This is a genomic window from Burkholderia sp. AU15512 (genome assembly GCF_002223325.1).
GTDB lineage: Bacteria > Pseudomonadota > Gammaproteobacteria > Burkholderiales > Burkholderiaceae > Burkholderia.
This window is the reverse complement of record NZ_NKEX01000005.1, coordinates 40672-55139: the sequence shown is the minus strand read 5'-3', so window position 1 is coordinate 55139 and position 14468 is coordinate 40672. Positions and strand designations below refer to the sequence as shown.

Sequence of the window (14468 nt, the reverse complement as noted above, 5' to 3'; positions counted from 1 at the left end):
GCCCACCAAGAATCCCGTCCATCCGGCGCATCGCCCATCGCGGCCGCCGCATGAAGAAGACGGAGACAACCCCGATGAGTTTCATCTACGACGAACGGATCGACGGCCCACTCGCGACCGTCGGCCGCGACACACTCGTCGCCGCGCTGCACGCGGCGGCGCCCGGCCTCGACGTGCTGCACGAACGCGAGGCGCTCAAGCCGTTCGAATGCGACGGCCTCGCCGCGTACCGCACGGTGCCGCTCGCGGTCGTGCTGCCCGATACGGTCGAGCAGGTGCGCGCGGTGCTGCGCGTCGCGGCCGCGCTTGGCGTGCCGGTGGTCGCGCGCGGCGCGGGCACCGGGCTGTCGGGCGGCGCGATGCCGCTTGAGAAAGGCCTGCTGCTCGTGATGGCGAAGTTCAACCGAATTCTCGACATCGACCCCGATGCCGGCATCGCGCGCGTGCAGCCCGGCGTGCGCAACCTCGCGATCTCGCAGGCGGCCGCGCCCTACGGCCTCTACTACGCACCCGATCCGTCATCGCAGATCGCCTGCTCGATCGGCGGCAACGTCGCCGAAAACGCGGGCGGCGTGCACTGCCTGAAGTACGGGCTCACGGTGCACAACATCCTGAAGGTCGAGATCCTGACGATCGACGGCGAGACGCTCACGCTCGGCGCCGACGCGCTCGACGCCCCCGGCTTCGATCTGCTCGCGTTGTTCACCGGCTCGGAAGGAATGCTCGGCATCGTCACTGAAGTCACCGTGAAGCTGCTGCCGAAGCCACCGAGCGTGAAGGTGCTGATGGCGAGCTTCGACGACGTCGCGGAAGCCGGCTCGGCAGTCGCGCGAATCATCGGCGCGGGGGTGATCCCCGGCGGCCTCGAGATGATGGACAACCTCGCGATCCGCGCGGCGGAGGATTTCATCCACGCGGGCTACCCGGTCGACGCGCAGGCGATCCTGCTGTGCGAGCTCGACGGCTCGCCGGCCGACGTCGACGAAGACGCCGAACGCGTCGCCGCGCTACTGCGCGACGCGGGCGCAACCGAGATCCGCGTCGCGCGCGACGAAGCCGAGCGCCAGCGCTTCTGGGCCGGCCGCAAGAACGCATTCCCGGCAGTCGGCCGCATGTCGCCGGACTACTACTGCATGGACGGCACGATCCCGCGCCGCGAGTTGCCGCGCGTGCTCGAAGGCATCGCCGCGCTGTCCGCCGAATACGCGCTGCCGGTCGCGAACGTGTTCCACGCGGGTGACGGCAACATGCACCCGCTGATCCTGTTCGACGCGAACCGGCCCGGCGAACTCGACCGCGCGGAAGCGCTCGGCGGCAAGATCCTCGAGCTGTGCGTCGCGGCGGGCGGCAGCATCACGGGCGAGCATGGCGTCGGCCGCGAGAAGATCAACCAGATGTGCGTGCAGTTCAACGCCGACGAAATCACGTTCTTCCACGCGGTGAAAGCCGCATTCGATCCGCAGGGCCTGCTCAATCCCGGCAAGAACATCCCGACGCTGCACCGCTGCGCCGAATTTGGCGCGATGCACGTCCATCACGGCAAGCTGCCGTTTCCCGAACTGGAGCGCTTCTGATGCGACGCGACATCGAATCGATCGACGACAGCGCGGCGCTCGTCGCGCAGGTCGACGCGGCGATCCACGATCGCCAGCCGCTGCACATCCGCGGCGCCGGCACGAAGGCATTCCTTGGCCGTCCCGTCGAAGGCCGCACGCTCGACGTACGCACGCATCGCGGCGTCGTGTCGTACGACCCGACCGAACTCGTCGTCACCGCGCGCGCGGGCACGCCGCTCGCCGAACTCGAAGCGATGCTCGACGCGGCCGGCCAGATGCTGCCGTGCGAGCCGCCGACGTTCGGCGGCGCGGCCACGGTCGGCGGCATGTTCGCGGCGGCGCTGTCGGGCCCGCGCCGCCCGTGGGCCGGCGCGGTGCGCGACTTCGTGCTCGGCTGCCGCGTGATCACCGGCCAGGCGAAGCACCTGCGCTTCGGCGGCGAGGTGATGAAGAACGTCGCGGGCTACGACGTGTCGCGGTTGCTGGCGGGCAGCTTCGGCTGTCTCGGCGTCGTGACCGAGGTGTCGTTGAAGGTGCTGCCGAAGCCGCGCGCGACGGGCGATCTCGCATTACAGCTTGGCGTGGGCGAAGCCGTGCAGCGCGTCGCCGCATGGCGGCGCGCGGGGCTACCGCTCGCGGGCGCATGCCACGCGGACGGCGTGCTGCGCGTTCGGATCGAAGGCGGCGAGGGCTCGGTGAAGGCCGCGCGCGACACGATCGGCGGCGAACGCATGGACGATCGCGACGATGCATTCTGGGCCCGGCTGCGCGACCTGGCGCTGCCGTTCTTCGACGATCCGCGCCCGCTGTGGCGCGTGTCGGTGCCGGCCTCCGCACCGCTCGACGCATTGCCCGGCGCGCAGCTCGTCGACTGGGGCGGCGCGCAGCGCTGGCTGAAGAGCGACGCGGCACCGGCCGACGTGCAGCGGTTCGCCGCGCAATGGGGCGGCCACGCAACCTGCTTCACACCGGGCGCGACGCGCGAGCCGTTCCAGCCGCTGCCGCCCGCGCTGCTGCGCGTGCATCGGCAGCTCAAGGCACAGCTCGACCCGCATGCGATTTTCAATCCCGGCCGCCTGTACGCCGATTTCTGACGCGAACCCGATCCCGACCCGCCGATGCAAACCAATCTCAGCGAAGCAAGCAAGGCCCTCGCCCGGGCCGACGAAGCGGAAGCGATCCTGCGCGCGTGCGTGCACTGCGGCTTCTGCAACGCGACCTGCCCGACCTACCAGGTGCTCGGCAACGAGCTCGACGGGCCGCGCGGGCGCATCTACCTGATCAAGCAGCTGCTCGAAGGCGAGCCGTGCGGCGAGCGCACGCAGCAGCATCTCGACCGCTGCCTGACGTGCCGCAACTGCGAGACGACCTGCCCGTCCGGCGTGCGCTATCACACGCTGCTCGACATCGGCCGCGCGGAAGCCGAAAAGCGCGTGCAGCGGCCGGCACGCGAGCGCCTGCTGCGCGCGGGGCTGCGGCATGTCGTGCCGCGCCCGGTGACGTTCGCCGCGTTGCTGAAGGCCGGCCGCGCGCTGCGCCCGCTACTGCCCGGCACGCTGCAAAACAAGATCCCGGCCGCCGTCCCCGCGGCCGCGCCGCGCCCGCCCGTGCGCCACGCGCGACGCGTGCTGATGCTCGAAGGCTGCGTGCAGCCGTCGCTGTCGCCGAACACCAACGCAGCCGCCGCGCGCGTGCTCGACCGGCTCGGTATCAGCGTGAGCCCCGCGCGCGAAGCCGGCTGCTGCGGCGCGACCGAATATCACCTGAACGCGCAGGAGGCCGGCCTCGCCCGCGCACGCCGCAATATCGACGCCTGGTGGCCCGCGATCGAAGCCGGCGCGGAAGCGATCGTGCTGACGGCGAGCGGCTGCGGCGCCTTCGTCAAGGAATACGGCGACCTGCTGCGCTCCGACCCCGTCTATGCAGAGAAAGCGCAGCGCGTCAGCACGCTCGCGCGCGATCTCGCCGAGGTGATCGAGGCCGAGCCGCTCGACGCGCTGGCCGGTTCGACGCCACGCCGCATCGCGGTGCATTGCCCGTGCACGCTGCAGCACGCGCAGCGCCTCGGCGGCGCGGTCGAACGCATCCTGAAGCAGCTCGGCTTCGATCTGACGAATGTCGCCGACGGCCATCTGTGCTGCGGCTCAGCCGGCACGTATTCGCTGACACAGCCCGAACTCGCGACGAAACTGCGCGACAACCGGCTCGATGCGCTCGAAGCCGCGCGGCCGGACCTGATTGTCACGGCCAACGTGGGCTGCCAGACTCATCTGAACGGCGCGGGCCGCACGCCCGTGCGCCACTGGATCGAGCTCGTCGACAACCATCTCGTCAACTGACTGATTCCGGAGGATTGCCATGCAGACGAAACCCGAACTCGAACTCGCCGATGCCGACCGCATGCTCGCCGCCGCCCGCGCGGAAGCGGAGCGCCACGGCTGGGCCGTGTCGATCGCCGTCGTCGACGACGGCGGCCACCTGCTCGCTTTTGCGCGCCTGGACGGTGCCTCGCCGGCCAGCACGTATATCGCGCAGGACAAGGCGCGCGCGGCGGCGCTCGGCCGGCGCGAGACGAAAGCGTATGAGGATATGATCAACGGTGGCCGCACCGCGTTTCTCAGCGCGCCGCTGACGGGGTTGCTCGAAGGCGGCGTGCCGGTCACGGTCGGCGGCCGGATCGCGGGCGCGATCGGCGTGTCTGGCGTAAAGTCCGAACAGGACGCGCAGATCGCCCGCGCCGGCACACAAAGCGTCGCAGCGTAACCAGCCAAAGCCGCGCGCGATTTTTTCCCCGGGAGGATTAACGATGATCGACCAAGCAGGACTGCAAGTCGCGCCAGCGCTGAGCCAGTTCATTGAAAACGAAGCGCTGCCGGGCACCGGCATCGACAAGGCCGCGTTCTGGAGCGGTTTCTCGGCCCTGGTGCACGACCTGGCGCCGCGTAACCGCGAGCTGCTCGCGGAACGCGACCGCCTGCAGCAGGAACTCGACACCTGGCACCGTGCGCACCCCGGCCCCGTGCGCGACCACGCCGCGTATCGCGCGTTCCTCGAACAGATCGGCTACCTCGTGCCGGTCCCGTCGAACGTCGCGGCAGCCACCGCGAACGTCGACAGCGAGATCGCCACGCAGGCCGGCCCGCAGCTCGTCGTGCCGCTGTCGAACGCGCGCTACGCGCTGAACGCCGCGAATGCCCGCTGGGGCAGCCTGTACGACGCGCTGTACGGCACCGATGCGCTGCCTGAAGACGGCGGCGCCGAGCGCACCACGGCCTACAACCCAACGCGCGGCCAGCGCGTGATCGACTACGCGCGCAACGTGCTCGACAACGCGGCGCCGCTCGCGAGCGGCTCGCACCGCGACGCGCTGCGCTACCGCGTGCAGGACGGCCAGCTCGCCGTCGAAACCGCGAAGGGCGTCGTGCCTCTCGCGCAGCCGGCGCAGTTCGTCGGCTACCAGGGCGCGGCCGACGCGCCGTCCGCGATCCTGCTGAAGCACAACGGCCTGCACCTCGAGATCCAGATCGACGCGTCGACGCCGATCGGCCGCGCCGATCTCGCGAACGTGAAGGACGTCGTGCTCGAAGCCGCGGTCAGCACGATCATCGACTGCGAGGATTCGGTCGCGGCGGTGGACGCGGAAGACAAGGTCCAGCTCTACCGCAACTGGCTCGGCCTGATGCAGGGCACGCTGGTCGAGGAAGTCGCGAAGGGCGGCAAGACCTTCACGCGCCGCCTGAACGCCGATCGCGAGTACACCACGCCGGCCGGCGGCACGCTGTCGCTGCACGGGCGCTCGCTGCTGTTCGTGCGCAACGTCGGCCACCTGATGACCAACGGCGCGGTGCTCGACCGCGACGGCAACGAGATTCCGGAGGGGATCCTCGACGGCGTCGTCACGGTGCTGTGCTCGCTGCACGACCTGAAGGCCAAGCGCAACTCGCGCACCGGCTCGATCTACATCGTGAAGCCGAAGATGCACGGCCCGGTCGAAGTCGCGTTCGCCGATACGCTGTTCGCGCGCATCGAGGATCTGTACAACCTGCCGCGCAACACGCTGAAGATGGGCATCATGGACGAGGAGCGCCGCACCAGCGTGAACCTCGCCGCATGTATCGCCGCGGCCGCCGCACGCGTGGCGTTCATCAACACCGGCTTCCTCGATCGCACCGGCGACGAGATGCACACCGCGATGGAAGCGGGCCCGATGATCCGCAAGGGCGACATGAAGTCGTCGGCGTGGATCCAGTCGTACGAGCGCAACAACGTGCTCGCGGGCCTGTCGGCCGGCCTGCGTGGCCGCGCGCAGATCGGCAAGGGCATGTGGGCGATGCCGGACCTGATGCACGCGATGCTCGAGCAGAAGATCGCGCATCCGCGCGCCGGCGCGAACACCGCATGGGTGCCGTCGCCGACCGCCGCGACGCTGCACGCGCTGCACTACCACCTCGTCGACGTGCAGGCCGTCCAGCAGGAACTCGAGAAGACGCCGTACGCCAGCGAACGCGACGCGCTGCTCGAAGGCTTGCTGACCGTGCCGGTCGTCGAGCGCGCCGCGTGGAGCGAGGCCGAGATCCTGAGCGAAGTCGAGAACAACGCGCAGGGCATCCTCGGCTACGTCGTGCGCTGGGTCGAACAGGGCGTCGGCTGCTCGAAGGTGCCCGACATCCACGACGTCGGCCTGATGGAAGACCGCGCCACGCTGCGCATCTCGAGCCAGCACATCGCCAACTGGCTGCGCCACGGCGTGATCACCGAGGCATTCGTGCTCGACGTGTTCAAGCGGATGGCGCGCGTCGTCGACCAGCAAAACGCCGGCGACCCGAACTATCGCCCGATGGCGCCCGGCTACGACCAGTCGACCGCGTTCAAGGCCGCGTGCGCGCTCGCGCTGCAGGGCACGTCGCAGCCGAGCGGCTATACCGAGCCGCTGCTGCACCGGTTCCGCCTCGCGTTCAAGGCACAGCAGCACGGCGGTTAAGCGCAGGCGTGCTTCACGAAACGGGCGGCCGCCCCGGCCGCCCGTTTTTCGTTTTCACGTTCGCCCGGCCGTTGAAACGAATAATCGGCGCCTATCGCATGCCTTCTTTTCCGCGTGCGTATGTCGCTCACCGGACGGAATTGGCGGCTGCATGCCGCACACCACGACCGTTCATGCCGCAAAGCCTTGTGCCACAACGCTCTGCCCGGGATTCGCAAGCACGGGATTACACAGTAATTTGATCCGGATCAACCGCCCGCAACATTTCTCGCGCGTGCGGATGCGCGCGTTATACTCCGTTGAATTCGCGTTGCCCGATTCGTCGGATCGTTGAATCGGCGCAGATGTCACCAGTGAATGCGTGATTTACCGGTATATCTGGCCGCGATTAACGATAATCGGCGTCCATTTTCCCCGCCGGCCGGCAGGAAGGCGTCGGAATGGCCGCGTACCGGATCGCCGCCGGCACGACATACGAACAATCGCATCGGCCCGCCTCCCGGCGGCAATGCCCACCGATCCACCGACCATGGCAGAAACCGACTACGCAATGCCCAGCGAATCCGGCCTGACGAGCCGTGTCGCCACGCATCTGCGCCGGTTCCTGCTGCCGCACCTGATCTTCTATACCGGGCTGCTGATCGCGCTGGTCCTGCTGCTCCTGTGCGGGGTCGTGCTGTACGAGGGCCGCATCGACGCGCGCGACCGTTCGGCCGCGATGCAGCAGAATCTTGCGCTGATGGCGTCGTGGGACATCGAGCGCAACATCGAGATCTATTCGCTGTCGCTGCAGGCCGTCGTCGAAGGCGAGAACGACCCCGAGGTCGTCAAGCTGCCGATGCCGCTGCGGCGCCAGGTGCTGTTCGACCGTGCGACGACCGCCAAGTACCTTGGCGGGATCTACGTGCTCGACGCGAAGGGCGACATCGAGGTCGACGGCAAGAGCGACGTGCCGCGCAAGGCCAACTTCGGCAACGAACCTTACTTCGTCGTGCACCGCGATCACCCCGACGCCGGCCTGTACGTCAGCCCCCCGTATCACTCGCGGATGCGCGGCGGCTCGCCGAGCATCGCGCTCAGCCGGCGGATCACGAAGCCCGACGGCTCGTTCGGCGGCGTCGCCGTGATGTCGATCCGGCTCGAATATTTCCAGAACCTGTTCTCCCGCCTGTCGCTGGGCGATCGCGGCTCGATCGCGCTGATCAACACGGACGGCAGGATGCTCGCGCGCGAGCCGTACGACCCGAAGATCGTCGGCCGCGACATCAGCCATGCCAGCACGTTCCGGCGGTTCATGACCGCCAATCAAGGCAGCTTCGCCGACACCGCGTCGATCGACGGCGTGCGGCGCCTGTACGTGTTCCGGCACCTCGAGAACCTGCCGCTCATCATCATGGTCGCGCGCTCGGAAGCCGATACCTACGCCGCGTGGTACGACCGTGCGATTCCGATCGGCTCCGCGATGGTCGCGCTCGCGATCGGCTTCGTCGGCCTGTCGCTGCTGCTCGACGTGCAGCTGCGCAAGCGCCACCGCGCGGAAACCGAACTGCAGGCGCTCGCGCGCACCGATGGCCTCACGGGCCTCGACAACCGCCGGATGCTCGACGTCACGCTCGCGCGCGAATGGCGCCGCGCCGCGCGCTCGCAGCACGCGCTGTCGCTGCTGTTCATCGACGTCGATTACTTCAAGCGCTACAACGACACGCAAGGGCACCAGGCCGGCGACGACGCGCTTGCCGCGGTCGGCCACTGCATCGCCGGCTGCCTGCGCCGCCCGGCCGATTACGCGGCGCGCTACGGCGGCGAGGAATTCGTCGTGGTGCTGCCCGACATCGACACGGACGGCGCGGTGACGATCGCCGAGACGATCCGCACCGGCATCCTCGATCTCGGCATCCGGCACGACGCCGGTGCCGCCGGCCGACTGACGGTGAGCATCGGCGTGACGACCAGCTATCCGGAACACGACGACGACATGCAGGGCGCGCTGAAGCTCGCCGACGACGCGCTGTATCGCGCGAAGGAAGGCGGGCGCAACCGCATCGTCGTGCACCCGGCCGCTTCCGGCGGCCTCGCGGCGCGGCAGGCCTGAACGGCCGGACACGCCACGCCGCCGGGCGACGGCCGCGCAACGGCCGGGCGGCCGCCGGGCCGCCGTCGCCGCCCGTGCGCAAAATCGCCGACAATGTCGCCTCGACCTGCCGCCGCACGGCTGACGCACCCGGCCGGCCCGCGCGGGTGCACGGCCGCTTCGCACCACCATGAGACTCAAGGCAAAGATCTTCCTTCTGGCCATCGTGCCGTTCCTGCTCGCGATCGCCGGCATCGGCTTCGGCGTGCGCCAGCAGGCGACGTCCCTCGCGCGCACGCAGCACGCGACGATCCAGGCCGCGTACCTGTCGAGCAAGGAAGTCGAGCTGAAGCACTACGTCGAGCTGGCGACGAGCGCGATCATGCCGCTCTACGACGCGAGCGGCCGCAACGCGCGCGACGACGCGATGCTGCGGACGCAGGCCCTCGCGATGCTGCAGAAGATGGATTTCGGCCCGGACGGCTATTTCTTCGTGTACGACCTGCACGGCAATTCGCTGATGCATCCGCGCGAGCCCGAGCGCGTCGGCCACAACTACTGGTCGATGCGCGACCCGCAGGGCGCGCTGACGATCCAGAAGCTGATCGGCGCGGCGTCGAGCGGCGGCGGCTACGTGCGCTACGCATGGCAGCGACCGTCGACGGGCCGCGTCGCGCCGAAGCTCGGCTACGTCGTCGCGCTCGAGCGCTGGGGCTGGATGGTCGGCACCGGCATCTATCTCGACGACGTCGACACCGCGCTACAGCGCATCGACGCACGCGCATCCGCGAACATCGAGCGCACGATGAGCTGGCTGACCGCGATCGCGCTCACCGGCGCGGCGGCGATCGCCGTGTGCGCGCTGGTGCTGAACGTCAGCGAGTCGCGCAGCGCCGACGCGAAGCTCAAGCTGCTCGCGCAGCGTGTCGTCGAATCGCAGGAGCAGGAGCGGGCGCGGCTGTCGCGCGAGCTGCATGACGGGATCAGCCAGATGATGGTGTCCGCGAAGCTGATGCTCGAATCCGCGCTCGCCCGCTTCGAACGCGGCACGGCCCGCCTGCCCGAAGCCGAGCAGGCACTGGCATCGGGCGTCGGGCGGCTCGGCGACACGCTGCGCGAAGTGCGGCGCATCTCGCATGCGCTGCGTCCGTCGATGCTCGACGACCTCGGCCTCGCAGCCGCGCTCGAGCAACTGGTGCGCGAGCTCGGCGCCGAAAGCGGCATCGACATCGGCTATACGCAGGTCGCGCACAGCGGCGCCCGGCCGCTGCCCGAAGCCGTCAACACCGCGCTGTTCCGGATCGCCCAGGAAGCGCTCAGCAACATCGTGCATCATGCGCAGGCGTCGCGCGCGGCCGTCACGCTCGACGTCGGCGCGCAATCCGTCCTGCTGACCATCGCCGACAACGGCTGCGGCTTCGACGCCGAACGCTCGCAAGCCGACGCGCGGCGCGGCATCGGCCTGCGCAACATGCGCGAGCGCCTCGACGCGCTCGGCGGCATGCTGACGATCACGTCGCAGGTCGGCCACACGATCGTCGCCGCGCGCGTGCCGCTGCCCCGCGCCGCGTCATGACGCGCCCCATCACAGGAGACCTTTCACGCATGAGCGCCCCCGACACTGCCCGGCCCGTCGCCCGACTGCTGCTCGTCGACGACCACCCGCTCGTGCGCGACGGCTTGCGGATGCGGCTCGAAGCGGCCGACCTGTCCGTGGTCGGCGAAGCCGGCAACGCCGACGAGGCGCTCGCGCTTGCCGCGTCGCTCGAACCCGATCTCGCGCTGATGGACGTCGGCATGAACGGGATGAACGGCATCACGCTCGCGGGCGTGTTCCACGAGCGCTTTCCGGCCATCCGCGTGCTGATGCTGTCGATGCACGACAACATCGAATACGTGACGCAGGCCGTGCGTGCCGGCGCGAGCGGCTACCTGCTGAAGGATTCGCCCGCGAGCGAGATCGTGCGTGCGATCGGCGCGGTGCTGGCCGGCCAGACGTTCTTCAGCGAGGGGCTCGCCGCGCGGATGATCCACGCGAGCGCGACCGCGTCGCCGCTCGACCGGCTCACGCCGCGCGAACGCGACATCCTCGACGCGCTGGCGGAAGGGCTGTCGAGCAAGCAGATCGCGCAGCAGACGGGGCTGTCGGTGCGCACGGTCGAGACGCACCGGCTCAATCTGAAGCGCAAGCTGGAGATAGAAGGGCAGGCCGAGCTGATCAAGTTCGCGGTCGAGCATCGGCGGAGGTAGGCCAGCACGTCAACGGCATCCACCTCACGATTCGCCGTCCAATTTCATACTCGTCCAATCGACCGCTCCCCGGGTCGATGGAATCCTTTCGCTTGCCGGAACGAGCATCGTGCTCGTGTTTCGCATGACGCCTGCATGAACTCGTCGTGCGGCAACCGGCATCACCGGCAGATATCGGTGATCTGGACCGAGGAGCGAAATCATGATGCGCCGCATCGCCGTTGTCGGCGACGAGTTGGAAACCGGAGGACACGTTGTTGCCTACGCAGGGCCGCCATTCACGTTTGGCGACGCTGGCCATCAGGTTGCGCTGATCGGCGGCCTCGCGTTCTGCAAAGCATGCGGAAGTACTGGACAGATTGCCAAGGCCGGCGGACCGAAGCGCATCGCATTCATGGGCGAAACGGCGGCCGATGGCGACATCGTTTTATGTCGATGTGCGACACCGCCACGCATCATCGCGGTGCTCTCCGGCAATTCATGGTGCGATGACGAAGCGGAAACGGAAGGCGTCGTTTCGTCCGGATCGAATCCGCAACGCAATACGGCGGCCGTAGCCGCGGGCGCCTATGACGAATGCGTTCGCGCCGTCGGAAACGGCGCAGTGCCGGATTATCCGTACATCATCGAAACATCGGACGGGCGTGTTCACTCGGGCCGACTCGATGCCACCGGATACCTGCCGCGTGTTCATACGAGCCATGAGGGCACGTACACGGTCTATTGGGGCGACGAAGCGCTCGCACGACTGAGCGGAGATGCGTAATGCCAAACGCAAAAACAGTCGTGAGGACGACCGCCGTGCAAAACTCGCACAAGGAAGTCCAACTGAAGTCGGTGACGTTTTCCGAACTCTGGAGCAACTATGCTCACGGAAATCCATACGACGATCCAAACGGACAGTACCAGAACCAGTGCGCCATCCGGATGAGTGTAACGCTGCACAACGTCGGCATCGAGATGAAGTCGTTTTCGCAGAAGCGGGTCCGGCCAATGCCAGGCAAGCCGACACTGGGCCGCCTCATGCTCAACGGCAAATCGACCGCCACACGCGCATACGAGTTTGCTGAATGGTTGAAGCTACGGCCGGTCGCCGGCGTACTGGCTCCCGAGAACATTACGGGACGCGATTGGGCGAGCAAGGTAGCAAGTCGAACCGAAATTGTCTTCTTCGATGGCTATTGGCTGCAGGACGGCGATTCGCCGGACAATTTGAGCGGCGGCCATATCGACCTCTGGAATGGAGGCAGGCTCACCGGTTTCGCATCAGGCATTCGGATTTCGTGGAATATTGTCATAGCGGGTTTCTGGTCGGATTTCCGCAACTCAAAAACCATTTTGTTCTTTCCCGTCAAATGAAATTCGTTGCCGCTGTAGCGAGCGCACTTGTCGGCGTAGCCTTCGCCACCTTGATCTGCTGGGGCTCTCTCTACGCATACGGAACACTCGTCCTGCATGGCAGAGGTAGCCTTTTCGATACGAACCCGGAAATCGCGGATGCGTTCTTCGCAGGATGGGGTGGGCTGTCTGCCATCTTTGCGATCGTTTCGGCGAGCATCGTGACTCGCAGGAAATCACGTTAATCCTCGGACATGCGGCCAAGAATAAGACGTGTAGGACTCTCGCTCTTGTACAGGATCGCAGGTCTGGTAACTACCTGGCTCGCATGCTGGATCGGAAGCCGGATCGATTGGCGGATTCATACCGGTTGGCGAATGCACTTCGGTCAGCATTCCTGCCGCGAAATCGATCTCTGTTCACCACCCTGGCCAGTTTTCGCGCTGCTCATCGTGTTGCTGCTCGGCCCATCGCTTGCATTCGCCTTCGCGGGTTGGCGGATCGCGCGTCAACGTGTCACAGCACGAAAATTGGTGCTTTCCTTGACCGCCTTGGCAACGCCCACGATGCTGATCTACATCGCGTCATATGTGATTCGATAGGTGGCGAAGTTGACCGGTCACGGTCGTTCCGGCCGCGATTGCGTCGAGCACGACACCGGCGCAATACCCTGCTTTCGACTGACTTCACGCCGCACCATCAGCATCACCGCAACCACAATACTGAGGATCCCGGAACACAAAACCGCGACCGAAAACCCGTGCGCCATCGCATCCCGATACGCGCCGAGCAGCGCCGGCTGCCCTGCCGCAAATACATGCTCCATCACCGCCTGTCGCGCGAGCGTATCCGCTTGCGCGCTGCCGGCCACCAGCATCGCGGCCGTCATCCGGTGCAGCGCCCCGACGCTCATCACGCTGCCGAGCACCGCGATGCCCATGCTCATCCCGGTCTGACGCAACGCGTTCATCGTCGCCGACGCCATGCCCGCGCGTTCGGCCGGCGCCAGTTCCATCACGGTCATGCCGGTCGCGGGCACCGCGAGCCCCATGCCGACGCCGAGCAACGCCAGCGCGACACCGACCGGCACATACGACGTGTCCGCGCCGAAGCCGGCCATGAGCGACAGCATCGCGCCGATCAGCCCGTATCCCCCCACCATCAGCGCATGCAACGGAATACGCGCCGCGATGCGCCCGAACAGCATCGACGTGATCGCCGTCATCACGAACTGCGGCATCAGTTGCCAGCCGGCCTCGGCCGGCGTGCGCCCCTGCGCCTGCTGCAGGAACAGCGACAGGAAGAACAGGCTGCTGTACCCCGAGAACCCGAGCACGAACGACGCGAGATTGGCGCGCACCAGCCGCCGGTCGCGAAACAGCCAGACCGGCAGCAGCGGCCGCTCGACACGCGTCTCGACTCGCACGAACACGACGAACGCCACCGCTGCGCCCGCCAGCGGCGCGAGCACCTTCGCGTGCCACGCGCCGGCTTCGCCGATGCCGATCAGCCCGTACGTGAGCAACCCGAGCCAGATCACGCTCAGCGCCTGGCCGAGCGGATCGAACGCCGCGTGCTGCGGATGCCGGCGCTCCGGAATGCCCCATGCGCCGAGCAGCACGGTCACGATGCCGATCGGCACGTTGACGAGGAAGATGTTCTGCCATCCGCCGTGCTCGACGAGCAGGCCGCCAACCAGCGGCCCGACGATCAGCGCGAGCGCACTGAACGCGGACCACCCGCCGATCGCGCGGGCACGCTCCCGCGCATCGGGAAACGCATGCGTGAGGATCGGCATCGCGCCCGGTATCAGCAACGCACCGGCGAGCCCCTGGATCGCGCGCCCGATCAGCAGCGGCTCGATGCTGCCCGCGCATGCGCACACCACCGACCCCGCCGTGAACAGGACGACGCTGGCGAGCCAAACACGCTTGTGCCCGTAGCGATCGCCGAGCGGCCCGGCCGACAGCATGAACGCGGACAGCGCCAGCGCATACGCGTTGACGACCCACTGGAGGCCACCGATATCGGTATCGAGCGCCGTCTGCAGCGTCGGCAGCGCGACGTTGACGATGCTGATGTCGAGCGTGGCGAGAAAGGTGCCGAGACAGGCGGCCAGGACGAGTGCGGCGCGACGGGAGCGAGGCATGGTGGTCAGCCCTTGACGGGCATCGAGATGAGAATGATTCTCATCATATATATCGACCGACCGTCGGTCAATGGACTGCGTTGGCCGTGAGCGGGACGCTGGCCTAAACTGCGGGCTTTGCAT

11 protein-coding genes are annotated in these 14468 nt (G+C 67.7%); 10 read left to right on the top strand and 1 reads right to left on the bottom strand.

All coding sequences use genetic code 11. The features are described 5' to 3' along the window. Nucleotides 1–74: 74 nt before the first annotated feature. From glcD to CFB43_RS17710, 10 genes are all read left to right on the top strand, one after another. Nucleotides 75–1574, top strand: a complete 1500-nt coding sequence (gene glcD, locus CFB43_RS17755) for a glycolate oxidase subunit GlcD (protein WP_089495939.1) — start codon at nucleotides 75–77, stop codon at nucleotides 1572–1574. Then, a complete protein-coding gene (gene glcE / locus CFB43_RS17750; protein ID WP_089495938.1) occupies nucleotides 1574–2650 on the top strand; it encodes a glycolate oxidase subunit GlcE in 1077 nt (358 codons plus the stop codon). Before glcD ends, glcE begins: the two co-directional genes overlap by 1 nt. Before the next feature lie 24 nt (nucleotides 2651–2674). Next, nucleotides 2675–3895, top strand: coding sequence for a glycolate oxidase subunit GlcF (glcF, locus tag CFB43_RS17745; protein WP_089495937.1), 1221 nt, complete (start codon nucleotides 2675–2677; stop codon nucleotides 3893–3895). Between the two features lie 19 nt (nucleotides 3896–3914). Then, a complete protein-coding gene (locus CFB43_RS17740; RefSeq protein WP_089443739.1) occupies nucleotides 3915–4319 on the top strand; it encodes a GlcG/HbpS family heme-binding protein in 405 nt (134 codons plus the stop codon). A gap of 43 nt (nucleotides 4320–4362) precedes the next feature. Beyond that, on the top strand, nucleotides 4363–6537 hold the full coding sequence (locus tag CFB43_RS17735) for a malate synthase G (RefSeq protein WP_089495936.1): 2175 nt from the start codon (nucleotides 4363–4365) through the stop codon (nucleotides 6535–6537). 529 nt (nucleotides 6538–7066) lie between these two features. After that, nucleotides 7067–8629, top strand: a complete 1563-nt coding sequence (locus tag CFB43_RS17730; protein WP_089495935.1) for a sensor domain-containing diguanylate cyclase — start codon at nucleotides 7067–7069, stop codon at nucleotides 8627–8629. Nucleotides 8630–8798: 169 nt separating this feature from the next. Next, nucleotides 8799–10184: a cache domain-containing protein gene (locus CFB43_RS17725; RefSeq protein WP_089495934.1), complete on the top strand. Its 1386-nt coding sequence runs from the start codon at nucleotides 8799–8801 to the stop codon at nucleotides 10182–10184. Between the two features lie 29 nt (nucleotides 10185–10213). Further along, nucleotides 10214–10858, top strand: a complete 645-nt coding sequence (locus tag CFB43_RS17720; RefSeq protein ID WP_089495933.1) for a response regulator — start codon at nucleotides 10214–10216, stop codon at nucleotides 10856–10858. A gap of 202 nt (nucleotides 10859–11060) precedes the next feature. Continuing rightward, nucleotides 11061–11624 carry a PAAR domain-containing protein gene (locus tag CFB43_RS17715; RefSeq protein ID WP_089495932.1) on the top strand — a complete coding sequence of 188 codons (564 nt, stop codon included), beginning with the start codon at nucleotides 11061–11063 and terminating at the stop codon, nucleotides 11622–11624. Then, nucleotides 11624–12217, top strand: a complete 594-nt coding sequence (locus tag CFB43_RS17710) for a type VI secretion system amidase effector protein Tae4 (protein ID WP_089495931.1) — start codon at nucleotides 11624–11626, stop codon at nucleotides 12215–12217. The genes CFB43_RS17715 and CFB43_RS17710 overlap by 1 nt, the downstream gene beginning before the upstream one ends. Before the next feature lie 598 nt (nucleotides 12218–12815). On the opposite strand, the gene CFB43_RS17705 is transcribed toward CFB43_RS17710, so the two are convergent. Beyond that, on the bottom strand, nucleotides 12816–14345 hold the full coding sequence (locus CFB43_RS17705) for an MFS transporter (protein WP_089495930.1): 1530 nt from the start codon (nucleotides 14343–14345) through the stop codon (nucleotides 12816–12818). Nucleotides 14346–14468 lie beyond the last annotated feature (123 nt).